Origin of the sequence: Flavobacterium sp. N1719, assembly GCF_025947045.1 — a bacterium.
In the GTDB taxonomy this organism is placed as follows: Bacteria; Bacteroidota; Bacteroidia; order Flavobacteriales; family Flavobacteriaceae; genus Flavobacterium; species Flavobacterium stagni.
The window spans coordinates 1,975,133-2,001,360 of sequence record NZ_CP109993.1 but is presented as its reverse complement, the minus strand read 5'-3'; the positions used below and the strand labels follow the sequence as shown (position 1 = coordinate 2,001,360).

31 protein-coding genes and 1 tRNA gene are annotated in these 26,228 nt (G+C 39.4%); 18 read left to right on the top strand and 14 right to left on the bottom strand.

Annotated features, from left to right (window positions below):
• Positions 1-550: 550 nt before the first annotated feature.
• The 11 genes from OLM45_RS08615 (at position 551) to OLM45_RS08565 (ending at position 8,126) form a co-directional block, all read left to right on the top strand.
• Positions 551-1,057 (top strand): hypothetical protein, encoded by a 507-nt coding sequence (locus OLM45_RS08615; RefSeq protein WP_264509581.1) that lies wholly within the window; start codon positions 551-553, stop codon positions 1,055-1,057.
• Positions 1,058-1,079: 22 nt separating this feature from the next.
• Positions 1,080-1,442 carry a DoxX family protein gene (locus OLM45_RS08610; RefSeq protein ID WP_264509580.1) on the top strand — a complete coding sequence of 121 codons (363 nt, stop codon included), beginning with the start codon at positions 1,080-1,082 and terminating at the stop codon, positions 1,440-1,442.
• Positions 1,443-1,520: 78 nt separating this feature from the next.
• Positions 1,521-2,096, top strand: a complete 576-nt coding sequence (locus tag OLM45_RS08605) for a hypothetical protein (RefSeq protein WP_264509579.1) — start codon at positions 1,521-1,523, stop codon at positions 2,094-2,096.
• Between the two features lie 94 nt (positions 2,097-2,190).
• Positions 2,191-2,739: a hypothetical protein gene (locus OLM45_RS08600; RefSeq protein WP_264509578.1), complete on the top strand. Its 549-nt coding sequence runs from the start codon at positions 2,191-2,193 to the stop codon at positions 2,737-2,739.
• A gap of 147 nt (positions 2,740-2,886) precedes the next feature.
• Positions 2,887-3,468, top strand: a complete 582-nt coding sequence (locus OLM45_RS08595) for a hypothetical protein (RefSeq protein ID WP_264509577.1) — start codon at positions 2,887-2,889, stop codon at positions 3,466-3,468.
• Positions 3,469-3,853: 385 nt separating this feature from the next.
• A complete protein-coding gene (locus OLM45_RS08590; protein ID WP_264509576.1) occupies positions 3,854-4,255 on the top strand; it encodes a hypothetical protein in 402 nt (133 codons plus the stop codon).
• 27 nt (positions 4,256-4,282) lie between these two features.
• Positions 4,283-4,783, top strand: coding sequence for a hypothetical protein (locus tag OLM45_RS08585; protein ID WP_264509575.1), 501 nt, complete (start codon positions 4,283-4,285; stop codon positions 4,781-4,783).
• A gap of 16 nt (positions 4,784-4,799) precedes the next feature.
• On the top strand, positions 4,800-5,315 hold the full coding sequence (locus tag OLM45_RS08580; RefSeq protein WP_264509574.1) for a hypothetical protein: 516 nt from the start codon (positions 4,800-4,802) through the stop codon (positions 5,313-5,315).
• A 107-nt stretch (positions 5,316-5,422) separates the two neighbouring features.
• Positions 5,423-5,671, top strand: a complete 249-nt coding sequence (locus OLM45_RS08575; RefSeq protein ID WP_264509573.1) for a hypothetical protein — start codon at positions 5,423-5,425, stop codon at positions 5,669-5,671.
• Between the two features lie 213 nt (positions 5,672-5,884).
• Positions 5,885-6,625 (top strand): hypothetical protein, encoded by a 741-nt coding sequence (locus OLM45_RS08570; RefSeq protein ID WP_264509572.1) that lies wholly within the window; start codon positions 5,885-5,887, stop codon positions 6,623-6,625.
• A 208-nt stretch (positions 6,626-6,833) separates the two neighbouring features.
• On the top strand, positions 6,834-8,126 hold the full coding sequence (locus tag OLM45_RS08565) for an MDR family MFS transporter (protein ID WP_264509571.1): 1,293 nt from the start codon (positions 6,834-6,836) through the stop codon (positions 8,124-8,126).
• Between the two features lie 192 nt (positions 8,127-8,318).
• Here the strand turns inward: OLM45_RS08565 and OLM45_RS08560 are convergent, their stop codons facing one another.
• A complete protein-coding gene (locus tag OLM45_RS08560) occupies positions 8,319-8,861 on the bottom strand; it encodes a hypothetical protein (RefSeq protein ID WP_264509570.1) in 543 nt (180 codons plus the stop codon).
• A 124-nt stretch (positions 8,862-8,985) separates the two neighbouring features.
• Here OLM45_RS08560 and OLM45_RS08555 point away from each other — a divergent pair, with 124 nt between their 5' ends.
• The 4 genes from OLM45_RS08555 (at position 8,986) to OLM45_RS08540 (ending at position 12,306) form a co-directional block, all read left to right on the top strand.
• Positions 8,986-9,345 carry a BlaI/MecI/CopY family transcriptional regulator gene (locus OLM45_RS08555; RefSeq protein WP_129462233.1) on the top strand — a complete coding sequence of 120 codons (360 nt, stop codon included), beginning with the start codon at positions 8,986-8,988 and terminating at the stop codon, positions 9,343-9,345.
• A 1-nt stretch (position 9,346) separates the two neighbouring features.
• Complete coding sequence (locus OLM45_RS08550) at positions 9,347-11,116, top strand: M56 family metallopeptidase (RefSeq protein ID WP_264509569.1); 1,770 nt, start codon at positions 9,347-9,349, stop codon at positions 11,114-11,116.
• 91 nt (positions 11,117-11,207) lie between these two features.
• Positions 11,208-12,110, top strand: a complete 903-nt coding sequence (locus OLM45_RS08545) for a hypothetical protein (protein ID WP_264509568.1) — start codon at positions 11,208-11,210, stop codon at positions 12,108-12,110.
• A gap of 55 nt (positions 12,111-12,165) precedes the next feature.
• Entirely contained in the window at positions 12,166-12,306 is a 141-nt protein-coding gene (locus OLM45_RS08540) for an SsrA-binding protein (protein WP_129462236.1), read from the top strand.
• On the opposite strand, the gene OLM45_RS08535 is transcribed toward OLM45_RS08540, so the two are convergent.
• Positions 12,303-12,815 carry an adenine phosphoribosyltransferase gene (locus OLM45_RS08535; RefSeq protein WP_129462237.1) on the bottom strand — a complete coding sequence of 171 codons (513 nt, stop codon included), beginning with the start codon at positions 12,813-12,815 and terminating at the stop codon, positions 12,303-12,305. The genes OLM45_RS08540 and OLM45_RS08535 overlap by 4 nt on opposite strands.
• 102 nt (positions 12,816-12,917) lie before the next feature.
• Here OLM45_RS08535 and OLM45_RS08530 point away from each other — a divergent pair.
• A tRNA-Arg gene (locus OLM45_RS08530) sits at positions 12,918-12,991 on the top strand.
• 325 nt (positions 12,992-13,316) lie between these two features.
• Here the strand turns inward: OLM45_RS08530 and OLM45_RS08525 are convergent.
• Positions 13,317-14,030: a DUF1573 domain-containing protein gene (locus OLM45_RS08525; RefSeq protein WP_264509567.1), complete on the bottom strand. Its 714-nt coding sequence runs from the start codon at positions 14,028-14,030 to the stop codon at positions 13,317-13,319.
• 10 nt (positions 14,031-14,040) lie between these two features.
• Positions 14,041-14,550: an NUDIX hydrolase gene (locus OLM45_RS08520; RefSeq protein ID WP_264509566.1), complete on the bottom strand. Its 510-nt coding sequence runs from the start codon at positions 14,548-14,550 to the stop codon at positions 14,041-14,043.
• A 66-nt stretch (positions 14,551-14,616) separates the two neighbouring features.
• Here OLM45_RS08520 and OLM45_RS08515 point away from each other — a divergent pair, with 66 nt between their 5' ends.
• The gene (locus tag OLM45_RS08515) at positions 14,617-15,192 is read left to right on the top strand and encodes a pentapeptide repeat-containing protein (RefSeq protein ID WP_264509565.1); all 576 of its coding nucleotides are present in this window, start codon (positions 14,617-14,619) and stop codon (positions 15,190-15,192) included.
• Between the two features lie 49 nt (positions 15,193-15,241).
• The gene (locus OLM45_RS08510) at positions 15,242-16,078 is read left to right on the top strand and encodes a hypothetical protein (protein ID WP_264509564.1); all 837 of its coding nucleotides are present in this window, start codon (positions 15,242-15,244) and stop codon (positions 16,076-16,078) included.
• Positions 16,079-16,093: 15 nt separating this feature from the next.
• Here OLM45_RS08510 and OLM45_RS08505 read toward each other — a convergent pair whose 3' ends face one another.
• The 10 genes from OLM45_RS08505 to OLM45_RS08460 all read right to left on the bottom strand — a co-directional run bounded on the left by OLM45_RS08505 (position 16,094) and on the right by OLM45_RS08460 (position 26,148).
• Positions 16,094-16,768 (bottom strand): ABC transporter ATP-binding protein, encoded by a 675-nt coding sequence (locus OLM45_RS08505; RefSeq protein WP_264509563.1) that lies wholly within the window; start codon positions 16,766-16,768, stop codon positions 16,094-16,096.
• 3 nt (positions 16,769-16,771) lie between these two features.
• Positions 16,772-18,028, bottom strand: coding sequence for an ABC transporter permease (locus OLM45_RS08500; RefSeq protein ID WP_129462245.1), 1,257 nt, complete (start codon positions 18,026-18,028; stop codon positions 16,772-16,774).
• Positions 18,028-19,125: an efflux RND transporter periplasmic adaptor subunit gene (locus OLM45_RS08495; protein ID WP_264509562.1), complete on the bottom strand. Its 1,098-nt coding sequence runs from the start codon at positions 19,123-19,125 to the stop codon at positions 18,028-18,030. The genes OLM45_RS08500 and OLM45_RS08495 overlap by 1 nt, the downstream gene beginning before the upstream one ends.
• A gap of 54 nt (positions 19,126-19,179) precedes the next feature.
• Positions 19,180-20,229, bottom strand: a complete 1,050-nt coding sequence (locus OLM45_RS08490; RefSeq protein WP_264509561.1) for an o-succinylbenzoate synthase — start codon at positions 20,227-20,229, stop codon at positions 19,180-19,182.
• Positions 20,229-21,431 carry a tetratricopeptide repeat protein gene (locus OLM45_RS08485; RefSeq protein ID WP_264509560.1) on the bottom strand — a complete coding sequence of 401 codons (1,203 nt, stop codon included), beginning with the start codon at positions 21,429-21,431 and terminating at the stop codon, positions 20,229-20,231. Before OLM45_RS08485 ends, OLM45_RS08490 begins: the two co-directional genes overlap by 1 nt.
• A 59-nt stretch (positions 21,432-21,490) precedes the next feature.
• Positions 21,491-22,165: a metal-dependent hydrolase gene (locus OLM45_RS08480; protein ID WP_264509559.1), complete on the bottom strand. Its 675-nt coding sequence runs from the start codon at positions 22,163-22,165 to the stop codon at positions 21,491-21,493.
• Positions 22,166-22,189: 24 nt separating this feature from the next.
• Complete coding sequence (menA, locus tag OLM45_RS08475) at positions 22,190-23,158, bottom strand: 1,4-dihydroxy-2-naphthoate octaprenyltransferase (protein ID WP_264509558.1); 969 nt, start codon at positions 23,156-23,158, stop codon at positions 22,190-22,192.
• A 16-nt stretch (positions 23,159-23,174) separates the two neighbouring features.
• Complete coding sequence (locus OLM45_RS08470) at positions 23,175-24,680, bottom strand: PH domain-containing protein (protein WP_264509557.1); 1,506 nt, start codon at positions 24,678-24,680, stop codon at positions 23,175-23,177.
• Positions 24,680-25,198: a PH domain-containing protein gene (locus tag OLM45_RS08465; protein ID WP_264509556.1), complete on the bottom strand. Its 519-nt coding sequence runs from the start codon at positions 25,196-25,198 to the stop codon at positions 24,680-24,682. Before OLM45_RS08465 ends, OLM45_RS08470 begins: the two co-directional genes overlap by 1 nt.
• Positions 25,199-25,308: 110 nt before the next feature.
• Positions 25,309-26,148, bottom strand: a complete 840-nt coding sequence (locus OLM45_RS08460) for a 1,4-dihydroxy-2-naphthoyl-CoA synthase (RefSeq protein WP_129462252.1) — start codon at positions 26,146-26,148, stop codon at positions 25,309-25,311.
• Between the last annotated feature and the right edge of the window lie 80 nt (positions 26,149-26,228).

The following is a 26,228-nucleotide window of genomic DNA, read 5'->3' as shown; positions in this document are numbered from 1 at the left end:
TTTATTGCACGGAAGATCGCCCAGATGGCGCGGATTTATTGCACGGAAGATAGTGCGGATTTAATGCACACACGATAGCGCGGATTTTCAATCCGTGCCCACAAAGTGAAGAAACAAAACCCCGATGGCGCGGATTTACTTCGTCTGTTCGGCTAAAGCCTCGAGTGCAATCCGTGCCCACACAGTTAATTAAGTAACAATTGTAAATAAACCACCTTCACGGGTGGTTTTTGCTTTTATAAAGAAGGATTGAATGAAAGTCGGCACCCTAGCCCAGATCGAAATGTAAAGCCCGGAAGACGGTACCGTAGTTTTTTGTTGCCTAACGAAAGCGACCAACGGAAGCTATCGTATGGCTTACAAAAACACGGTAAAGGCTGAGGACATGAAATGTAGAGCTGGAATAGCTTCAAACCATACTCCTAAACCGCTGTACCATCTCCAACATTTGAGACCTAAACAGGTATGAAACGATTCAATGTGTTTGCTGTATTAATTTGATAAATCGCATAGTGTAAAAAAAATCAAAACTATTCACTACCTTCCCTTCATGGTACAATACAAAAAGCCAATCACCTATCTCATTGTGGGACTCGCCGTATGCCTCAACATATTGTTATTGGATCGGTTGGTGCTTCCCCGCAAGTTTGTGCCCGCGATTGTGGAAGCAACCATGATGTTGGAATACGAACATGAGTCGCGCTATGGTGGACATTCACGCACCTTTATTGGGGAAATGTATTTTACGGATCTAGGGCAAACGTTTAGCTTGGAACGAGGCAATATTGACACACCTTTTGTTGAAGTAGAAGAAACCTTTTTATTTCACAATATTACCGGAGTTAAAACGATTAACGAAGATTATTCGGAGGGATTGATCTCAGGCTTCAACGGATTAAAATTATATTTTCTGGGGATACTTGCGTTGTCGCTGAATATTTGTGCGGGACTGCTGTTGGGGTACAAAAAGGCCAACGAGAATATTCTGTGGAATTCGATTTTGTTTAACGGATTTCTGCTATTTGTCTTGTCGGTTTTGTATATTTATGTCAGTTAAACAAACCCTAAACCAACTTCCCATGAAAAAAAACAAACTAATTTACTGGACTACCACTACACTTATCGCCCTATTTGAAGGTGTGATGCCGGCACTGACTTCACAAACGGAACTGGCCAAGGAAGGGATTCGCCATTTGGGCTATCCCGAGTATTTCGGAAATGCCTTGGTGGTTTTTAAAATCTTGGGCGTACTTGTTTTGGTCATTCCGCAAGTCCCCAAACGTTTGAAAGAATGGGCCTATGCCGGATTCACATTCAACTTTCTATTTGCAGCCATCAGCCACGGTGCAGTTGACGGCATGAACGGGCAAACGTTTTTCCCATTGGTGGTTTTGGGGATATTGCTGCTTTCGTATCGCTCGTATCATCAATTGGAGAGATGAGCTGCTGAGTTGCTGAGCTACTGAGCTACTGAGCGTTTGAATGCCAATTCAAACATAAATCGTGAATATAATCCAATTATGAAAAATTGTATCTTACTTCTTATTTTTTGCTTTATTTCCTGTAAAGAAACTAGTCAATCAGAGATTGAAGTGACTTCAGCTAGTGAAAAAAAAGAAGGAAAAAAAGTATTTGAATATTACAAAGATGATGATTTAGAGAAAAAATTAGAATACATTAATTTATGTAATAAGTTGTATCTAAATCAGGGCTGGTATTACAATGAGAAAAAGGAATTAGTCCTTGAAAAAAGTAATTTCTTTAAAACTACTATTGGGAAAACCAAACTTAAAGTAAAGGATACAACTTTAGTTAAATTTTATTTTAAGCCGATTATAAAAAATAGCATTCGTGTATTGTTATTATGTCAGAAAAAAATTGACAATTATTGTGAAATAACCACATGTAAAAAATTTGACACCCTATATTTTAAAAATAATAGACTTGAATATGTGCATAGTTTTGCAAAACCTGGAAAACGTAATGTTGGAGGCTATATTTTAGAGATCAGTCGTACAATGAAAAAGAAAAAAGGGAAAGATTACTTTCAGGAACGTAGGGTTTATTTCAAAATCCCTTTTGAAGTTGTGGATTAACCTACCACTCTGCAAAGTGTTTATTTTATGCACGATGTTCAGCATTTCGATTGTAATTGAGATGCACAGAGAGGGGACATAATTTAAGACGATAATGAAGAATATTGTAGAAGATTTAATTTACATAATGCGTTCTGAAAATGAAGACAAATCTAAGTCTGCAATTACCTATTTAGGTTTGTTAGTTGAAAGACACATTCAAGATAGATATAGCGATATAGATTATCTACATCTATTCCATAATGATATTCAAATCTATAATCTTAAACTTAGTGAAAATGATATTAATTCTATCTTAGAAACTGTGTTATTCGAATTATTTCATCACGTTAATAAAAACGCTGTTTCATTAGCATGGTGCCTTGGTAAATTTCATGATAAAGACATTTTATCAGATTTTTTAAAGCTTTTTGAAATTTATAAAAATGATGATGATGTTTTTTTACAATTATTGTTTTCATTAAATTCAATTTACGATTTAAGAGAAATAATGAATACTTTAAATTTAGAATTAAAAAAAATTGATTTAAGTAAATTAGAGAAATCAAAAGAATATCTTATAGAGTTATCTTCAATTTTCCAAAACTTAAAACCTTTTTATTCTGACACCCACGGTGGCGCGGATTTAATTCACAGACGATAGCGGGGATTGTGAAAGTTGAATTAATTGAAATACAAAAGTAAATACGCTAAAACCTTCTTCTTTTGAAGAATATAGTAAATAATGTTGCTCAAAGTCAGCTCCCGATAGCTATCGGGATGCGCAGTGAGTAATTATAAAAAAACTCTAATGAAAAATATACAAGTCTTCATCTTACTTTTAATAGTATTTAATTCAGGATACGCTCAATTAAATGTCCAAAGTGTATTTAAATCCCTACTGGTCATTGATGGTTCTATTGGAATGAAATCTGATTATACACTTAAAAAGTGCTTGGATTTGGTATTGGATGATAACATTCAACTGGATATTAAAGAATTAAATTCGTGTGTTAAAGATGACTATTTAAACCGCTATTCCCTTTATTTATTAGATGTTGAAAAAGATACTGTCATTTCCAATTCCAACACCTTATTTTATGTAAAAAACAGTTGTACAAAATATGCACTGGTGATTGATCATATTACCAAAACATATTATCGAATTGGTGGGTTTAAAGGAAATGATTTATTGCAACTTCTATTTAAACTTAAACAAAGTAGTGGAAAAAGTTACAAAAATGTAATTGCTGACTTGGATGAATGTCAAAATAGTGAGATCAATTTTAAATGTATGTTTGAGGGCTTGAACGATAGTCCGAAAAACTTATGGAAATACCCCTGTTTAATTCCTTGTACAGCATTTGTTATTTCTCATGATAGAGTAAAATAATGTTGATTCATAATTAAAAAAGAGCTACTTCTTTAGCATACACCTTTCATGAATACCCCACCCAAACGACCTAACAAAAAGAATACCTCACTTTGGGATAATGCATTGTTTCTCTTTTTCATCGGACCGTTGTTGTATTTATTTATTGTGGCGTTGACGGGAAATTCGATATTTTATGAGAAAAGAAATACTTCAATACACAGCAAACGGAAAGTCTTTTTACTTTCAGGTGGTGCTCTTTTTTATTTTATCCTCCTTTTATTGCTTTTAGGAGATGAATTTAAACAAAGTAGATAATCTTGTTTGTTGTTGGATAGTACCATTTCAAATTTGAAAATTGTTTTTAAATATAAAAAAAGTTAAATTTGAAATAAAACAAACACCTATGATACGACGAATCGGTGCCGTACTCTCCGGAATAATAGCGGCAGTACTCTTATTTATGGTCGCGGAATCCATTAATAATTCGCTCCATCCCTTTCCTAAAACATTAGATCTAAAGGATACGAAAGCCGTTGGCGCTTTTATGGAAGCCCAGCCCATCGACTTTTGGTTATTGGTTTTGGGTGGCTGGCTTGTGGGTTCGATCGTTTGCGGCCTTTTAATTCGGATCATCGGTCGCACCACTTCATTACGCTCACCTTTGATTGCGGGCATTGTATTAACGCTTTCGGCGGTGCTGAATTTTGTGCTATTGCCCCATCCCACTTGGTTTATTGTATGTGGTTTGGTGTTATTTATTCCGGGAACGCTGTTGGGCTTTCGTTTGGTGAAACAGGGAGAGTAAACACATTCACATATACCCGCTTTTAGTTTGGAAACACCTTTACGCCATTCCCGTTCGTTGAATGCCATAGTCTACATCACTTTTGGATGCATACTGTTGCTGTATTTTGATTTTTTTCATCCTGAGGCAACCGTCCTACCTGAACAATCGATTCAGTATTATGAATACCAAATTAGTGGAGCAAGTTACCGTTCGCACAGAAGTTATGAAAATGTTTATCTCGTGACGACAGCAAGTGGAGAAAAATACCGCTTTTTCTTTCCACCCGATTTGCCTGAAATCAATCCACAAGCCCCTATTGCACTGGTAAAAACAGCATGGTTGGGCAAACTAAAAACGATTCGTATTGCTACTACCGACTATTCGGTTTCTTTCCTCACCCATCCCGCTTGTCTTTTCGTGATGGCTCTCTTTTTGGGTATTAGTTTTGCCTACCGGGTGCGACCCAACAATAGAAATACTGCTTTTTTAGGCATTGCCGTGACTTTTGTATATTTGGGTATGTTTGCCTATTTGTATTTTAACTAAAATCAATTTTTACAAGATGACACCCCACTCCTTTTGGACCCTAGTATTAAAAATCATCGGCATTTGGATGATTGTAAACGGTTTATTCTTTTTACCCCAATTCGTTGGTCCCTTTTTGTATGGCCACAGTGGTTACGATTTCGAGGATTTGAAGTTACTTTTGGCCGTCAATTTACTCATCGTGGTGATTTTTATCGCCGTCATTCGGTTGTTTTTGTTTAAAACGGACAGCCTAATTCGTTATTTTCGATTGGATCACAACTTTCAAGAAACCACCTTTAGCCTAACGCTTTCAGAAGTGACCGTACTCCGTATCGCGCTGATTGTCATGAGCGGCATGGCCTTGCTTGACAGTATTCCCGACTTTTGCCGCAACTTGTTTGAATTTACACAACAAAAAATACTGTTTAAAGACTATCCCAACGCCCATTGGTTGGTATTTCAATTCATAAAAAGTGGTCTTGCTTTATGGGTACTCAGCAATTCACGTAGGGTTGCAGGATGGGTAACACAAAAAGCGAGGGAGGATTAAGCGGGGGATTGACTTAATGTCTGGAGATGATAGCTATCGGGATGCGCAGCGGTTTCAGTCCGCATTATCGGGGTTTAGCTTGGCTTATGTCTAAAAAAAAATTAAATATGGTAGTTAGAGAAATAGCAATATATCAAAAAGAAGGTGATAAGCATATTGAAAGTTTCGAAATTGATTTATCAGTTGAAAAACTAATAAATATTTTAGATGTAGATACCGATAAAGACCCAAATGTTTATATGGTTTATGCTATAAACAAAGCACAATTATTACAACTGCAAAAGTTAATCCCAAATTTAAAAGAGATTAACTTTGAAAATGTTGAATTGTTTTATGAAAGTTTTCAAACAAAATAATCAATCAATGTTGTAAAGATGTATAGGAGACGGGAGGCAATACTCGTCTTTTTTAAATTCATTCCCCTAGTCCCGATGGCGCGCATTTCACTTGCATCAAAATGAAAAGGACGGGATAATTTCTTCACTCCTTTTCTCATTAAATTTCTGGCACGGAAATTGTGTTTGGTTTTGCAATTAAAAATTACACTAAACCACTGAAAACCAATCTTTATGAAAACCTTTACTTTATCCATCGCCTTCTTTATTTCCGGTTGGTTTACTTGCCAAGCCAACGGGTACCAATGTTATAATTACACCGGTACTGTAGGCAAAGCTTCCATCAACTTATCGTACCAAATCACACCCGATTATTTTGGTGAAGCGGCAAAAAAGAACTTTAACATTAACGGTGTATACAGTTATACCCAATACAATACTCCTATCCGTTTGGAGGGCATACTGGATGCAAACCAACAAACGGTAACCTTGTATGAAATGAACAAGGAACAACGCACTGCCACATTTATTCTTTCCTTACAAGATCAAAAAATTAGTGGTACGTGGACTAAAGTTGGAACTACCACTTCCCTACCCGTGCACTTGCAATTGACAACTTCACTCAACGACACTGCAACGAACGCAACCGAAATCCCGCAATTTGATTCGCTTCCCGACTATTATTTCGTGGGTGTTTATACTAAAAAAGTGGGAGCCACTCAGGCTGAAATGACATCCCTGAAAATCATGCGTAAAAGAGACCACCGCCTTTTTCAAGAAATTTCATTTACCGATGCTACGGTTCCAACCGGGAATTTAATGACGGTGATTTATGATCAAATTGAGGTGACTTCGCCCAAGGCTAAAAATTTTACCGTAGCCAACCAATACGGCCGTACAGGTGGCTATTGGAACATTGTTTGGAATTCCAAAACCCAACGTTTTGAGAAAGCAGTTGAACCGATTGGTGATTAAGAGCTGCTGAGCTACTGAGCTGCTAAGCTACTGAGCTTTTGTACTGTCTATAAAAATACTACCACCTACACGGGTGGTTTTTTTATATAGTAGTATGGAGATCTCTATTTTATTTCACGATGTATGGCATTTTTTTAATCTATGCATACATTACTAAAGACTACGGTCTAACGTCTAAAGACTAATTGCTATTCACTACCTTTGCCTCATGTTGCAAAAAGCCCTTCAAAAATACCTTGCTAACTTTAAAGGATTTTCCCGAGAAATATGGATCCTGACGCTGATTACCTTTATCAATCGCGCGGGTACCATGGTCTTACCGTTTTTATCCAAATACTTGAAAGAAGACTTGCATTTCAATTACGAGCAAGTTGGATGGATTTTATTTTGGTTCGGTGTGGGTTCGATGGCCGGCTCTTGGTTAGGCGGCAAACTCTCTGACAAAATCGGGTTTTATAAGATTATGGTGTTTAGTTTATTCACCAGTGGCTTGGCCTTTTTTGTGTTGCAATACGTCAAAACCTTCAACGCTTTATGTGTGGCTATTTTTGGCATCATGGTGATTGCGGACATGTTTCGTCCGGCCATGTTTGTATCGATCGGTACGTATGCCAAACCTGAGAATCGCACACGGGCACTGACCTTGGTACGTTTGGCCATTAACTTGGGCTTTGCTGCGGGTCCGGCACTGGGCGGACTCATCATTATGGGGATGGGCTACCAAGGTTTGTTTTGGGTTGATGGCGCTACGTGTATTCTTGCTATCGGAATTTTTGCTGTATTGGTCAAAGAGAAAAAAGCGATCAAACTCCACCCCGATGAAAAGGCTGCCTTGGAAGCGGAGCGCAAATCGGTGTTTACGGACGGACCGTTTTGGTTGTTCTTGTTCTGCTGTGTGATTACGGGTATTTTATTCTTTCAATTGTTTACCACGATTCCGCTGTACCATCGCATCCAATTTGGACTTACCGAATTGCAAACGGGATTGCTACTCACCTTTAACGGTGTGCTTGTTTTCTTTTTGGAAATGCCCATTGTTAGTGCGGTGGAGCGCAAAAAACTGGATAAAGTTAAGATTGTCACTTGGGGTTGTTTCTTTATGAGTATAAGTCTGTTTTTACTTTTAATTCACCAATGGGCGGGCATCTTACTCGTCATGATGGTGTTTATGACTTTTGCGGAAATGTTTGCTTTCCCCTTCTCCAATTCGTTTGCGATAAGTCGGGCCCCCAAAGGACACGAAGGCCGCTATATGGCGATATTTACGATGAGTTATTCGGCGGCCCACATACTCAGTGCCAAAATTGGAATGACCGTTGTGGACCATTACGGCTATGCCACAAACTGGTTAGTCATGGGTATTTTAGGATTGGTTGGTACGGCCTCTGGCTATATAGTCTACCGCATGGTACAGCAAGAGAAAGCGAGTCATCCAGAGCAGGTTCGTGATATCCCGGCAAATTTTGAACATCCTGCGGAAGGTGGCGAGCGGGAGATATAAATTTTAGAATTTAGAGTTTAGAATTTAGAGTTTAGAGTTTAGAATTTAGAATTTAGAGTTTAGAATTTAGAATTTGGGATTTTATTATTGGAATTTCCTAATTGGAATTTGAGATTTTAACAATTGGAATTTCCTAATTGGAATTTGGGATTTTAACTATTGGAATTTAAAACTTGAGTAAACTCCCACTTATCACAAGTATTTCCTTTTTATACCCTCCAAGGATGCATGGCTAGTATTCCATTCCGTTAAGATTTGTTGGCGGAGGGTGGCTGGGTTGCCTGCATAGTAGCGCAACCAATTGTCTTCTCCTAAATGCTGGCGCACGATTTTGAGTCGTTTGAGGGTTTCTGGCGCGGTACGGAAAACCGTTGACTCAGGAAACACTTTGCTGTCTTTATGGTAATAATGAGCGGTGCGGAGATCAAAATCAATTTCGATAGCATACAAACAATCGGTATCATTATCGGGTAAAAAAGCGGTCCAAGGTGCGTAGCCGACTACGTTGCCCGAATAGCGTTTGGGACCTTGGGTTTCTAAACGCCATTTGCAATTGGCTGCCCTTCCCCAATGGTTGGCCACACGATAAACACCCTCTTCTGTAAAATAATACCGACTCCCCGACTTGCTGGTGTATTGGAGCTGGAGCGACTCCAAAACAGTGGCATCCACTTCCTGAAACACGCAATAGGTATGTTTGTGAAAATTATGTCGGGTATAGGTTTTACGGGTCATGGCGCAAAGATACACAATCCGTTCAAACCCCTATTTCTAAAAAAATAGTTAAATAACTATAAAATTAGTTTGTCAACTAAAAAAATAGTTGTAAGTTTGATTCATCAATTAAAAAACGAAATCCATGCAAAAGTTAACCAACAAGGAAGAAGAGATCATGCACATTTTATGGAAGCTTAAAAAAGCTTTCGTAAAAGAAGTGATGGCGGAAATTACCGAAGACCAACCGCATTACAATACCTTATCGACAATCATCCGTAACTTGGAAGACAAAGGGTATGTGGGACATACAGCCTTTGGGAACACGCACCAGTACCATCCGATCATTTCTTTGGAAGAATACCGCAAGACGTTTATGAAAACGGCTTTAGCGAATTACTTTGACAATTCGTACAAACAAATGGTTTCCTTTTTTGCAGAAGAGGAAAAAATTTCAGCGGAAGAGTTACGGGAGATTTTAGCTTTAATCGAAAAAAAGAAATAGTATGGAAGCGCTTTTCATTTACTTATTGAAATCGGGCGGACTCTTGGCTACCTTTTTCCTGTTTTATTATTTGTTTTTGCGAAAAGAGACCTTTTTCAAAAGCAACCGTTGGTTTTTGTTGTCAGGTTATGCGCTATCAATGCTCCTTCCTTTATTGACCATTACCAAAACGGTTTGGATTACCCGACCTAAACTGACAATAGACCAACTCATGGCTATGGCAGCGCCGGGTGTAGCAAAAACGACTCCCCCACCTACTATGGATTGGAGTTCGGTTGTATTAGTCATTTACATAGGCATCGCTATGGTATTTATTGGTCGTTTGGTGTTCCAACTCTTTTCTGTTTTCTCTTTTTTAAAACGAAGAAATAGTGCCCAACAAGATGCTGTTAAATTGGTGGATGTCAATGAATCGGTAGCTCCGTTTTCCTTCTTTAATTATATTGTGATTAACTCCCAATTGTATACCGAAGAAGAACGTCAGAGTATTTTACTTCATGAGCAAATTCACAGCCAACAGCGCCATTCCATTGACGTACTTATTGCCCACATTATTTGTGGTTTATTTTGGTTCAATCCCTTTGTTTGGGCCTACAAAAAAGTGCTTTTACAAAATTTAGAATACATTGCCGATCGCGAAGCTATGGCGTTATCTGGCAATCCAAAAGCGTATCAAAAAGCTTTATTGAAAGTGGCGATTCCCACCCATCAATTGGCCATTACGAATCCCTTTTATCAATCATTAATCAAAAAACGAATTCTTATGTTACATCAAAATCAATCCCACCAACGCAATTCTTGGAAATACACATTGATGATTCCAGCCCTAGTTGCATTTATTTTCTTGTTCCAAATTAAAACAGTTGCCCAAGAAAAAGAGACTCAAATTATTGAGCGAAATGACAATCAAAACATCATTCAAATGCGTTGGGACAAAAACACCCCCGACTCAGAAATGGAAAGTGATGTGAAAGCCATGAAGGAACAGGGCGTAACGGTTAAATATTCCAAAGTTAAACGCAACGAAAAAGGGGAAATCACAGGTATCAAAGTGAGCTACGAAGATAATAAAGGAAAAAAAGGGCAAACCCAAGTAAGTGGTGACGAACCCATCGCTCCAATCGTGTTTTTCAAATCGGACGATCACATTGGTTTTGGCACTCCAAAAATGAAAACCATAACGGTAACCAAAACTTTTTCCCAAGACGAACCAGGTGATGTTCGCATAGAAAAACGCATTATCCGTTCTGATGACGGCAGTGAAATCATCACCCTGAATGGACCGGAAGACATTGATGCTTCAGTAAACGAACATAAAATTGTGGTTCGAGCGACTAATTCTGACAAACCGATGATTATAGTTGATGGCAAAGTGATGGAATTGGGATATGATGTAAATGCCATCAATCCTGAAGATATTGTCACCGTTGAAGTCTTTAAAGACGGAGATGTAGTTAAAACCTATGGCGCAGAAGCAAAAAATGGAGTGGTAAAAATTAATACTAAAAAAATCAAGGCCATTCGTGCTGAAGCGATGGAAGAAGGACGCAAAGCCATGGAAGAAGGACGCGAAGAAATGCGTGTAGAAATGAAGCGTGCGAAAGAGGAAATGCGTAAAGCCCGTGCTGAAATGGATGCCCAACAACCGGAACTAGAAAAAGCACGTCAGGAAATGTTGAAGGCCAAAGAGGAAATGCTAAAGGCAAAAGCCGAAATGGAAAAAGCCAAAGCCGAATTTGAGAAAGCGAAAGCTAACTTAAAAAAGGGATAAGCGTTAAAATACTGTAAAATACGCTCCATCGAAATTGCACTTTCTCTTAAGTTTGTAGTACCATAATAAACAACCAAAAAATTAAAGAAGTATGTCAGTAATTGTTCGATTTTTTAATTTGATTGCGGTGATTGCCGCGACATTGTTATCGCATGTTTTGGGGGCACAAAACCAACCCAAATTGATGCAAGACCGTCAGGATGATATTGTGATGACCTGGAAAAAAACAACTCCAGATCAAGAAATGAAAGACGACGTGAAAGCTTTAGCAGAACACGGTGTTACGGTTAAGTATTCGGGAGTAAAACGCAATGCCAACCAAGAGATTACGGCCATTAAAATTGAATACAAAGACCGCAAAGGCAATAAAGGTGCATTGGAATACAGCAATGAACAGCCGATTGCCGATATTGTTTTGTTCCAACAAAATGGCGAAATCGGATTTGGGAAACCGAATCAAGGCAACGACATCTTTGCCATGAATGACATCTTTGGACGTTCTTTTGGTGGAGACAACCTCTCGCCTTTTGGCAAAGGATTCCAATTGGATCAACTCCCTGATATGAAACAATACAATTTCAGCTTTGGTGACGGTGAGGGTTTTTCGGGAAAATCAAAAATGATAATCCAAGAAAACGGAAAGAAACCGTTGGTTATTGAAGATGGAAAAGTGGTTGAAGGCGGTGATGATTACACGAAAGAAGAGTTGGACGAAATTTTGAAAAACAATAAAATGGAGTTCAAAGGACTTGGTAATATGGAAAATTTAGAATTCGACTTCCGCAACGAAGAAGGCTTGGAACAGTTCAAAGAAAAAATGAAAGCATTGAAAGGTGACCTCCAAAAAAATCAAAGCGACGAAGACGATTTGGAAAAAGCAAAAGCCGATATGGTGAAAGCCAAAGAAGAAATGGTAAAGGCCCGCGAAGAATTGGAAAAAGCGAAAAAAGCGCTGGAAAAAGAAAAAGCACCTGCGAAAACGAAAAAAGGATAAATGAAAAGACCACGAATTACGTGGTCTTTTTTATTTTTGCCTAAAATCAAACCGCATGTTTAAAGTTTTGGCTAAAGTTAATAAATGGTGCTTACCCAGTTTTACCAAGCAGCAATTGGATCCAGCGAAAGCCAAAAAATGGCAATTGGCAATTTTAGCTTGGCGGTATTATGTGACGACACGCGCGCTCGATTAATAAGTGAGCACGGCAGCCACGGGATGCGGCTTCAATTTTTCGCTACCGTTTAAAAAAGAAAGTTCCATCAGGAACGAACACTGTACAATCGTTCCTCCTAGCCGCTCGACCAATTCACAAACCGCTTTGGCCGTTCCACCCGTTGCCAACACATCATCGTGAATAAGAATACGATCGCCGGGCTGAATAGCATCGGTATGGATCTCTAGACTATCCGTACCGTATTCAAGCGCATACGAGGCTGAAATCGTGGCATACGGCAATTTGTTAGGTTTCCGCACGGGAATGAATCCGGCACCCAATCGATCGGCCAACAAAGTACCAAAAAAGAAGCCCCGACTTTCCACGCCGACAACTTTATCAATGGGCTGCTGGTCCAATAAATCAACTAACGCATCCAAACATTTTGCGCGCGCTTCGGGGTGTAATAAAAGCGGCGTGATATCTTTAAATAGAATTCCCTCTTTTGGAAAATCCTGAATATCACGAATATAGTTTTCGAGTTGCATTTTTTTAATGATTTTTACAAATATACGCTTGCAATTTACACATTTATGTCTATATTTGCACCCGCAATAAAGCACTAGTTCAGACGAATGCTTTACGCAAACGGCCTCGTGGCGCAACTGAATAGCGCATCTGATTACGGCTCAGAAGGTTACAGGTTTGAATCCTGTCGAGGTCACGAATAAATCGTATAAAACAAAAAAAACGCCAAGTTTACTTGAGCGTTTTTTTTGTTTTATATGATTTTCAAAGCGGAGCTTTGAAGGATGTTGCGCAGCAAAATCCTGTCGAGACCAGCACAAATTTGAACACCATTTTCAAAAACAACCCTTTGAAGGATATTGCGCAGCAAAATCCGTTCGTGACCAGCACAAACTTGTACATCATTTTCAAAGCGGAGCTTTGAAGGATGTTGCGCAGCAAAATCCTTTCGTGACCAGTACAAACTTGCACACCATTTTCAAAGCGGAGTTTTGAAGGCTATTGCTTAGCAAATTCATCCTTTACTTTTTCACCCTCCGCTTCACTGCTTTTACCTCTTGCTTTGCAACGGGTTTAGGAACGGGAATTTTTTTGGGTATTCTTTGAGGTCCGTAGCTTTCTTCCAAAGGTTTTGCGGGTTGCAATTGCAGGGTATCCTTTATAGTTTTTACTGCAACATTTTTTGTGAGATAACCCATACTTTGAAATTCGAGTGTATCAATGGATCGGGCCTTGATGGCAAAGTGCCCATCTGCGTCGGATTGTAGCACTTGTTTTTGGTGTCGATTCACGACCAATACAAACGGAATCGGTTGGTGTAATGAATCAACAACTGTTCCTTTGACCACGGCATCGCGCTCTTCTTTTGCCAAAACAATGAGATTCACCTTAACGCGAATGGGCACTTCTGATGCATTGGTGGTAATGGATACCATCTGAGAAGTCGTTGTGGGAACGCTTGTAGGCCATTTAAAAATAACAACCCCATTTCCTGTAGCAAGAATCGGCTCTTTGGTCCAATCGAAAGTTGGCGTTCCACTTCCTTGAACAGCCGTAATTAATAAGGGTTGGTTGCCCGAATTGCGAATGGGAATAAAAGTTTGTGCCGTTTCGCCCACATACACTGGGGCTATTGTAAAGTTTCGTTTGTCAACCACCGCGATGGGTTGGGCAGAAAGCACCGCCTTCGCGAATAAAAATAGTCCGATCCATAACCGCTGCACAAAACACTTCATATCAAATCGCTTATTTACAATACCGCTCTCCAATCACGGTTCGAATTGAAATAAAACCTATAGCCTCCAAATCCATGGTTTTGGGATCAATCCATTGAATGTCTTGAATTTCATCGGGCGCAACGATGGCGATTTCAGCGGAATCCAATTCGTATTCAAAAAACAAATCCAAGGTTTTATAAGGAACTGTTTTGTACAAATAATTATTGGCTGCCGAAGTCACGTATTTCATTTTCCGCACATCAAGTTGGAGTCCGAGCTCCTCTTTCAACTCCCGACATGCTGCCACTTCTCCCCGTTCACCCGGATCCACAAATCCGCCGGGTAAATCCAATTTGCCTTTATCGGGTTCCATATTGCGCACCGTGAACAGTACTTTGTTTTCAAATTTTAAAACTACAGCGACAGCCGCGGCGACATTGTGAAAATAGGTAAATCCGCAATGGCGGCATTCCACTCGGTAGTTGTTTTCGGTATACAATTTGGCTGAAGTACAGCGCGGACAAAAGTTAAAAATCATACGGCTTGTTTGCTCAAATATAAAAAATGTAGGCTAGATTCTGTACCTTGTGACCAAAAATACGCCATGAGTTATCATTTCGTCCACGACCAAACAATAACGGATAAAGTACTCACCCAAGAAGACATTCAGGATACCGAGTTTGAACATTGCACCTTCAAAGACTGTGATTTCACGCAGTGTTTCTTTCGCAATGTGACGTTTGTGGATTGCAATTTTATCCAATGCAATTTTAAAGAAACGAAGATCAATCATACTTCGTTGCGGGGCGTTTGGTTTACGGGATGTAACCTCACTTCGGTCAATTTTGCAATGACGGACCAAGTGATTTATGAGTTTCATTTCAAAGACTGTTTGTTGGATTACAGTCAATTTTACAAACTCAAATTAAAAAACATCCAGTTCATCCATTGCAGTATGATAGCGGTGGATTTTATGGCATCCGACTTATCCGGCGCTTTATTTGATTCCTGTAATTTGCGTCGGGCCGTATTTAGTGAAACCAATTTAGAAAAAGCGGATTTTTATACGAGTTACGACTTTATCATCGACCCTGAAAAAAACAAAGTCAAAAAAGCTATTTTTCATGAAAACGGTTTGCGGGGCTTGTTGGAAAAATATCAGTTGGTGGTGAAGAATTAACTTTTTGAACTATATTTGGATGTAATCATTTATCTAAATCCTTTCCTTTATGAAATCTTTATGCACTTTCGTATTTGTACTTTTCTTTTTCACTGTAAATGCACAAACCATTTATTTTAACAACAACGAATTCCTACCCGCACTTATCGAATTAAATTCGGGTGAAAAAATGGAAGGTTTTGTCAAGGATTTTAAACAACCGCGCGGATTTATGGTCTCTCCTATGGGCTCGTTTGGCAAATTAGAAGACAATTTGACGGTAAAAAACAATAAAATTTCATTTAAAAAAGAGGAAAAAGGTTCGGTTGAAAAAGTAGATGTTTCAACCATTAAGCGCATTGAATTTAAAGGTGAAATGGACAATGAAGTCTTTGAACACCTCAAAATAAAATCCATCAAAAAAGGAAAAATCATGGATGATTACCGGGATGTATTTGTGCCGTTAATTCGTGAAGGTAAACTCAATTTGTATGGTGCTTTCATTTCGGTGAGTCAGGGTGGACAAAGTCAGGTGGTGATGGTTATGACCTACATCAAAAAGCCGGGTGATGAATTTGGCTATGCTCCAGTTGATTTTGAAAATTTGACACTTTTCAGTGGGCAAGAAGCCGCACAAGAAGGATTTTCAAGAGCAATTGAAACAGTTGGTCGTGATTGTCCAGCGTTTGTTGAAAAAATGAAATTGGAGATGGAAAAAATGAATTCCAAAGAAGAGCGCAAAAAAATGTTAGCAGATTACGCAACTACCCAAAAAGAAATTGCAGAGGCCTCCAAAAAAGGAAAAACGAAAGAGGATCGTGAAGCCATTGCGAACGAATACCAAATGAACTACATGCTCAAAGGCTATTTGGAAATGATGCATACGTATGAGACCACTTGTCCTTAAGACATCTATTTGACATCAAACTATCCGCCCATCTTCCATGGTCACAATACGATGGGTTCGAGCGGCAAAGTCGGGATCATGGGTAACAATCAATAAGGTTTGTTGGCGTTCTTGTACCAATTCATTGAAAATTGCAAATACCAAGTCGCTGTTTTTCTTATCGAGATTTCCCGTAGGTTCGTCCCCCATAATAATCAATGGATCATTAATTAAGGCCCGTGCAATTGCTACCCGTTGTTTTTGTCCGCCACTTAATTGATTGGGCATTTTTAAAGCTTGTTCGTGCATACCGAGTGTTCGCAAATGCTCCATGGCGCGGAATTCAATTTCATCTTTGGTGTATTTCCCTAATTTCATTCCGGGTAACATGACATTTTGCACCACATTGTATTCCGTCAACAAATAATGAAATTGAAAGACGAATCCGATTTGTGAATTACGGATGAGGGCCAATGAAGCATCCGACTTTCCAGTAACCAACTCGTTATCAATATAAATTTCCCCTTGATAATCGGTATCCATGGTTGACAACAAATACAGTAACGTGGATTTTCCACAACCGGATTTCCCGACAATGGATACAAACTCACCCTGATGGATTTGCAAATCAATTTTTTTCAAGACTTCAAATGGAGCTGGATCATAAAATGATTTGGTTAACTGACGGGTTTCTAATACAAGTGCTGCCATATCTTATTTCCCTCTAATGATTTCAACGGGGTCTACTTTTCCCGCTTTCCGTGCAGGGAACCAACCAGCGATGAAGGTTGTGGTTAATGCAAAAGTGATTCCGATACCATAAAACAACGGTCGAAAACTGATGGGATAAGTCGTAATCGTAGGTAAAGCGGGCGTATTAAACGGAATCACATCAATAATTGAGGTAAAAATATAACCGAATAACAATCCGCAAATACCCCCCGTAAATCCAATAATCATGGATAGTATAATAAAAATCCATTGCACATCGCGTCCTGAAAATCCGGTGGCCTTTAAAATGGCAATGCTGTCCATTTTCTCAAAAATCATCATGTTTAAGATGTTGTAAATTCCGAATCCTGCCACAATCAAGAGTACGATTCCAACAGCATAGGATATAATACTTCGAATGGTACTTCCGGTTTCAAACTGCGAATTGGTGGTTTGGTAATCCATACCGTCTACCTCGTATTTTTTACTAAATTCTTTGGTCAAGGCAGGGGCTTGTTGAATGTCAAATAATTTGACTTGAATATCGGTGATGTAGTTGGTGGGTGCACCCAATAATTTTTGGGCCGAACTCAAGGAGGTATAACTCATGGTATTGTCCAATTCAGCGATACCGATTTGCAAAATACCTACAATTTTAAACGTGGAAAGATTGCCTTTGGCAGTGGTGACTTTAACCACATCCCCTATTTTCATCAGCATTTTATCCGCCAAACCTTTACCGATAATAATACTGTTGCTTTGGTTTAAATCAGCTACTTTCCCCGCAATCACATAATCACTTAACCGAAATAGCTTTTCTTCAGCGGCCACATCAACGCCATAGACAACACCAGAAATTTCGATGGTTCCCGAATTAAAAAAAACAGGAGCAGTAATTTTGGGCGCGACATCGACCACGCGTTTGTCTTGTTTTAAATCATGGATGATGGCTTTTCCATTGTAAATCGACTTGCCGCGATCTTTGGGTTTTACGGAATTAATAATTACCGTTTGATTGCGATACTGGGGATCAAAATCGACAGGTTGGTGTTTGGAAGGTTGAATTTCGTTATACAAGCGTACATGGGGCGTTCGATTCAACATTAATCCATCCAATAAGTCGTTTAATCCGTTCATGAAACTAACTAATGAAATGAACATCGCAATTCCAAACGTCACCCCCACAGCAGCCACAAGCGACTGTTTGAAGCGCGCCCGCAATAAATGCAAAGCGATATTGAAAAGGAGTTTAACGTTCATTATTTGGGCAAATAAATGGTTTCGCCCGCTTGTAACCCTGCGGTAATTTCGACATGTTGATAATCGCCAATTCCCACCGTGACTTTACGTTTTTCGTCAGTATTCACCAAAACATACGCACCATCCACCAAATAATTTCTAGGAATGCTGATTACATTCGATTTGGATTGAATAATAATCGTCGCTTCTGCAGTTAGGTTGGGATACAAACGGGATGGCAATTGTATAAAATGAGCCTCAATGCGGAAGGTTCGCGATCGTTCGTCCATCATCGGATAAATTCGGTCAACTACTGCGGTAAATGACTTGCCTTTGTAACTGTCTAAAGTGACTACCAATTTTTGGCCTAAGGCGACTTTGACCATATCGTTTTCATCGACTTCCAATTCGAGATAAAATTGATTTTTTTGTCCAATGATAGCCAATGGAACTTGCGGATTAACTACGGTTCCTTCTTTCACTAAAATATCATAAACTGTCCCCGATACTTCACTTTGAATGGAATAATCGCGTTGGGACTTTTGACTTAAAGCCACCGCATTGGCATTGCGTTGGGATTCATTTTTTAATTGAGCACGGTATTGTGCTAATTGTTTAATTGCCATTTCATAGTTGGCTTTCGAACTTTTGTACGCTTGTTGTGTTTTTTCAAAATCGACTTCGGATAAAATATTTTGAGAATGCACGCGTTGACTGCGTTGGTAAATGGATTCATCCAAGGCTAATCGGTCTTTGGCTGATTGTACTTTCCATTCCAGTTCACTGATTTTGTCTTGAACAAACCGACTGTTGTCGGCGCTCAACTGTTGGGCAAGCAATGCACTCTGCGTGGCTAACGCGGCCTTTTCTTGATCCAAAACAAACAACAACTGTCCCAATTTTACGGCCTGCCCAGCTTGCACGTCAATAGATTTTAAAGTGCCGCTAACGGTAGGATAAACGGTATATTGTCCTGTGGCTTTAATGACACCTGAGGCATAAACCCCTTCAGTAACGGTTCCTTTTTGGACAACTATTGATTCATTCTGTTCCTTTTGACAAGAAACAAAAAACGCCATCGTGAAAACCGATAGCGTGACAAAGTGTTTACGAATCATAAACTTCGGTATTACCTATCAAAGGTACGAAATACCCTAGTGAATAGCGTAACATTAGTTACTTTTTTCATTCCAAACAAAGGTGTCCCACTGTTCTAAATCTTGGTGCCAAAGATGCCCTTCTTTTATCGTTAAAGGCGATTGAAAATTATTACGATAAAGACTGCCCGTTCCTAATCCTTGGGGCATCGAACTTCCTAATGTAAAGGTATACTGCGCAATCGCATTCAAGCCCACATTGCTTTCTAGAGCCGAAGTAATCCACCAGCCAATATTGCGTTCGTTGGCTAGATCAATCCATTCTTGGCTACCTCGAAAACCGCCAACAAAACTGGGTTTTAAGATGATGTATTGGGGTTGGATGGTATCCAGCAATTTTACTTTGTCTTCCCGATCAAAAACACCAATCAATTCTTCATCCAAAGCAATGGGAATCGGACTCGTTTGACACAAATCACGCATTAAATCAATTTGCTTGGGTCGAATCGGCTGTTCGATACTATGAATCGAAAATTCGGTCAATTGCGCCAACCGTTCTTCTACATTTTCTGGTGTAAAAGCACCGTTCGCATCCAAACGAATTTCCAGTTGGTCCGGCGGATATTGTGCACGGAATTCCGACAGCAAATCCAATTCAGTTTGAAAATTCAAGGCGCCAACTTTCATTTTTACACAGGGAAAATGTCCGACTTTAACTTCAAATTGTTGTCGGATTTCGGTGGGTTTTCCCATCCATAATAATCCATTGATGGGAATGGATTTTTTTCCTGTTGTAAATTCAGATGGGAATAATAAGCCCGGGTGCGGACTGTGAAACGAAAGAAAAGCCTGTTCAATTCCGAATTGAATGGCTGGATATTCACGCATGGCTTGATACAATTGGGTTTCGCCTAAATGAATATGATCACAAACCCATTGCAACTTTTCTTCAAAATCAGGAAGATCGTCACAACTCAAGCCCTTTAACATCCCACATTCCCCCATACCCAAACGGCCGTTATCTTTGATAAATAAAAACCAGGTTTCACGCACTTCCATCGTACCCCGGGAAGTTCCCACGGTATTGTAAAAATTCATCAGGTATCGAACAAAATTGGCTTCCATTATTCAAGTATGCGTCTTATTTTTTTAAAATCCCCATTGGGTAAACCCGACTTTTCAAAAAGTTGTAAGTCAGCTAAAACTTGTGCTTTCCACGATTTTCCGCCGGGTAAGTTTTGATCGTTGTATTTTTTATATAATGCTTTTGCCTCACTCACTTTATCGGTGAATAAATAAACGTGTGCTTCTTCTAGTTTAAGTTGAAGATCTTCTGGATTGAATTTTAAGGCATCCTTTAAGCAGATTTCCGCTTTGGAAAACTGACGGGTTTGAAGAAAACAATGAATGAGCGAAGCAAACAAAACAGCATCGGTAGCACCTGCATTGATTTCGGCTTGTAAAGCGCCCATGCCCAATTCGGTTTTCCCTTTTTGGAAATCGGTCATGGCTTTTTTGGCAATAAACTGACTTCTTAAATTGCTTTCCCCTGTTTCTTTCAAAGCTGCTTTTTCAGCCGTTTCAACCAATTGATTACGTTCTAATTCACTAATTTTCTTGAAATTAGAATAGGTAGTTGCACCCATCAAATTCTTCGTCAAAGCAACAAGGTAAGCTTCTTTTTTGGCTAACAAAGCATATACACCTCGCTTTTTGCCCAATTCTACAATTTCTTTACGGGCTACATCAGTCCATCCTGTACTCGCTTGACTATCTACCCACGGCACCACTTCCACGACAATCTTCTGTTTCATCAACCAATTGTCACTTTGGAATCCGAACCACAAGGCCGACTGCGGGTTTTTCACACACAAATGATCCGAAGCTAACAATCGGGCTTCTTTATTGACGGGCGTATTTTGCACATAACAAGCAGCTGTTGTTTTACCTGTCGTTAAATATGAATTTGCCTCACTTTCTGAAGAAAATATGGCAAATGTAGCTTTATCATCCCCACTGATTGTAGACGCCAAAAACACGGCACCTGCTGCGCCTTGCGAAATTCCCGTGGGATCAGGAATGGCTTTTAATACAGAAACCAAACTACCAGACAATTTTTGATTGTCGTCCAACAACGTGATGCGGTACACCAATTCGGTTGTCCCTTCGGGTAAAGCATTGGTTTTGATTACTTTTTTTTCACCCGCACGCAATTCAATCGTTTCCGTTGTAGTGCGCATGGTATCCCAATACCCGGATTTCTTAGTTTGGGCAAGAAGTGGCGTTACCAATAAAGCGGCTAGCCACAAATAAGCATTTTTTTTCATTGTTAATTTCATAAAAAAGTCCCTTTGAATGGGACTTTAAACGGGCAATAATTAGGCCATTAAACGTCTATACTTTGAGCAATATCTAATAACAGTAGCTCTTTTCCTGCTTTGGCAAATGTATTTTTTGCTGCGGCATGGTCTATTTCAATGTATCCAAAGGTATCGTAGTGGTAACCTAAAACGCGGTTACATGCTAGAAAATCGGCGGCAATTACGGCATCTTCAACATCCATGGTAAAGTTACTTCCAATGGGTAAAATGGCTAAATCAAGTGTTGTTCGCATCGGGATGAGTTTCATATCCATAGTCAGCGCCGTGTCGCCAGCGATGTACACATTTTTATCGGCTTCAATCACAAATCCGCCGGGTTGACCCCCATAACTACCGTCAGGAAAGGAACTGGTGTGCAGCGCATTTACATATTTCACCGTACCGAAATCAAACTTCCAGCTTCCTCCATGATTCATAGGATGATAAGCAATTCCTTTTGCACCGTAATGGGATGCAATTTCATAATTGGAAACGATGGTAGCGCCTGTATTTTTAGCAATCGCTTCAGCATCCAAAATATGATCCTGATGGGCATGCGTTAGCAAAATATAATCCGCTTTAAAGGAATTGATATCCAAATGAGCGGCATTAGGATTCCCAGAAATAAAAGGATCAACTAAAATGGTTTTTCCTCCTGTTTCTAGGGATAGACAAGCATGTCCGTAAAATGTAATTTTCATATAATTGCGTTTAGAGTGTTTCGTTTAATTTGAAAATAATGAACTCAAAAGATAAAGCGTTTCATCTGAAAAGAAGAAAATCAATTGCAACGCCATTACCAACGAAATGAAAAACGTACTCAAGGCTACTTTTTTCAATTCCGGATCCAATAATCGGGGTTCTGTATTGGCATTTACTCGTTTTAAATGCAAGATTAAAGGCAAATAAAACACCATATAAAAGTAATTATCAATATTGAAATGATCGGGGTTGGAATCGTAATTCATGTCAAAAATGTAAGCAAAAACAAGAAACAACACCATGGCCGTTACAATTAAGAAATAATGGTACTTTTTACCCCAAGCACCGCCATTTTTAACAATCAACGTATTTTTCCCCACTTTTCTATCCGATTCTTCGTCCCGCATATTGTTTAAATTCAGCACGGCTACACTTAAAAAACCGATGGCTGTTGCAGGAAGAAATAGTACGGGATCTAATTCTTTTAAAATCATAAAAGAAATTCCTACTGTACTGACCCATCCAAAGAAAATAAAAACAAAAACGTCTCCTAATCCGCGATAACCGTAAGGATTTTTACCCACGGTATAACGTATAGCAGAAGCGATGGCTAGTATTCCGAGTACAAAATAAATCATGGAATACAGAAAATTGGAAACTCCAAAAGCTTTGTAGATGAGTAACATGGCCGATACCAACGTTAAAAATGCGGTTACAAAAATGGCGTACCGCATAGCACCTGGTGTAATGGCACCCGATTGAATGGCGCGTTGTGGTCCAACACGATCGTCGTTATCTGTACCTTTAACGCCGTCGCCGTAATCGTTGGCAAAATTGGACAACACTTGGAGTCCGATAGTCGTAGACAACGCCAAAAAGACAATTTTCCAATTAAAATGGGATTGGGACATAGCAAAAAAACTTCCCACCAAAATTCCCGATACAGAAAGTGGTAAGGTTCGTACGCGAGCGGCTTCAATCCATTGTTTCATAGTGTTTTATTTTAAATTACATCCAATTGTGATCCTGACTTTCTACTTGATAAAGCCATCCGTTCACATAGTGTTTTAGTGTTTCAAAGTTAGCTAAATAAAAACTGATATTTCCAGCGGCGGTGTGTAAAGTTACCGAGCCTATATTCAGGGATTTGTGCCAAAACAGTTGTGAGGTTGTAATGGCTTGAATTTTATCGGTTTCCAAAATATCATTCGCGATATCCCACGCTCCGGTTTGACGCATGATGTAGTTTTCGCCTACAAAAAATCGGTAGGTTTTGTAAGCAAAAAATTGATAAGTCGCCATTAACAAAACATAGCCCATAATGACACCATAGACTTCCGACACTTGCAATTCAGGGGAATTAATCACAATCGGAATAAGAATACAAAGTGGAATAACGATGGTCAAGAATAGGGCAAAAACCAACCGGCGCCAATTGGATTTCAGCAGCAAGCCTTGTTCAGGTTGTTTCCCGTAGATCAATTTCAAAATCGCTTGCTTTTCTTGTTGATTACAACCGGGTACTTCAATGCGGTCTTTATGATGGTTCTTTTCGTCGGTTACCGCTTGTTTAATTTTCAATTCGAGTACATCCAATTTCTTTTGAAAATAATTTTGAGAAAAGGTAACAAACTGAACGCGTGAGGGTCTGAGTATTGTATTTTTTGTATTGATTAAACCAAAAGAGATCAGTAGTGACCCTTTTTGTTCGGTCATGGTATAGTTAAAATAACGAATGACTGTTCGCACCACATTCATTAAAAAAACCACCGTAAAAAGCACCAAGAATCCGAATAAAATGGAATAGGCAATGGAATTTACCCTCCAATCTTGTTCACTGATTTTATCTTCCAACCATTCTTCTTTTCCAATTTCGTGCAATTTCCCCCAAACAGAAAAAAAGAAGGTTAGGATCAAACCCACACTTTTGATATAATTCGACGTAATCCCTACTTTAAACAAACTTATCAAATTGATTTTTAGAAAAGTAGACGACTTTATTTCTGAATTTTGTTCATCTACTTCTGTAGTTGAAGATGCGGTCCCCACTTTGTGTGCATCCAACAATTTGGCTTTCAGTTCCAAGGCCAATTCGTGAGAAATCGCTTTGATCTCCGACTCGTGTTTATCCGATCCTGCGGTATCCACTTGGACCCCATAAACCCGAATAATACGTTGGATAAGATTTTGAGTGATATTCACCTGCTGAATTTTTTGCAACTGAACGACTGTTTTTGTTTTGGATAAAATGCCGTCGTATACAATAAATTCATCGGTATTGGGATCGATATGAAAGGTAAAGTTGGTATACCGCAAATAAGCCACACAACTCACAATTAATAAGGTTCCCACTAACCCCATGAATAATAAGAACATACTGATTTTTCCCCCATTGATAAAGACAACCAAAAGCAGCGGCGCAAATCCGCGGAGTATCTTATACAAGGTATCCAAAAACAGGACGAGAACTCCAATTTTGGATTGTCTTTGGGGTTCGTGAAAATTGACTGCCATTACAATTCTTTTTGAATTTTACCCATCAACAATTGTTTGATTCGTTCGGCATCGTCTTTCAATAACCCTGGAATCTTAATATCGCCTCCTTGCACCCCAGCCGTGTAGATTTCAACCTGAGCCAATCCTAAGTAGCGTGAAATCAAACCTTCATGCAACGCCACATGTTGTACCCGGTTGTAGGGAATGATTTTCGTGTTGGTCGCAATCACCCCGTATTGGAAAATCAAATCGTGTTCCCGAAAGGCGTAGCCCTTTTTTCGAAAACCCAAAAACGTAAGCCATATAACACAAAAGCCAATAAATCCTCCGCCTAACCAAAAGAAGAGTATATCCCTAGCAGACAGTTCTTCGGGCTTGAACGTAAGAATGAGTAAAATAATGAGTTCGATTAAAAGCACAATGCCAATATTCACCGCCAAAACTCGTCGGTATTTCGAATGCAAACGGTGTAAAGTAACCGATTCAAATTGAGGTAAGTCGACAATATTGAGTTCGTTATTGGTAAAATTTTCCATGGGAAAGATGATGTTTGGCTTTTTGGGTTAATTGCTATTAAAATCCTTAGAATGACAACGAATCACTAGTCACTAATCACTAGTCACTAATTACTAGTCACTAATCATTCTTACGGCAACCACTTTTTATCAAAATTCGGTTTGCGTTTTTCCAAGAAGGCATCACGACCTTCTTTGGCTTCGTCCGTCATATATGCCAATCGCGTAGCTTCCCCGGCAAATACTTGTTGGCCAACCATACCATCATCGGTGAGGTTCATGGCAAATTTCAACATTTTGATGGAAGTTGGTGATTTGGCTAAAATCTCTTGTGCCCACTGGTAAGCCGTACTTTCCAATTCGTCATGCGGAACGACTTCATTCACCATACCCATTTCAAAAGCTTCTTGCGCAGAATAATTGCGACCTAAGAAGAAAATTTCACGGGCTTTTTTCTGTCCGACCATTTTAGCCAAATAGGCCGAACCGTAACCGCCGTCAAAACTGGTAACATCGGCATCGGTTTGTTTAAAAATGGCGTGTTCTTTACTGGCTAATGTCAAATCACAAACAACATGAAGACTGTGACCGCCACCCACGGCCCATCCAGGAACAACGGCAATTACCGCTTTGGGCATGAAACGAATAAGGCGTTGCACATCCAAAATATTCAATCTGTGGTACCCGTCATCGCCTACATAGCCTTGATGTCCGCGTGCTTTTTGATCGCCTCCTGAACAAAAGGACCAAACCCCGTCTTTGGAAGACGGACCTTCCGCAGACAACAACACCACGCCTATCGACGTATCTTCTTGGGCATCGTGAAACGCCATCAACAATTCGGAGGTCGTTTTGGGTCGGAACGCATTACGCACATCGGGGCGATTAAACGCGATTCGGGCCACGCCGTTGCATTTTTTATAAGTGATATCTTCGAATTCACGAACGGTTTTCCAATTGATCTCGCTCATTTTTAGTAGTTTATAAGTATGTTATTAATCGATAAGAATAAATTCTAAAGTAGTGTAAATTTAGGCCATATTTGCAGAAT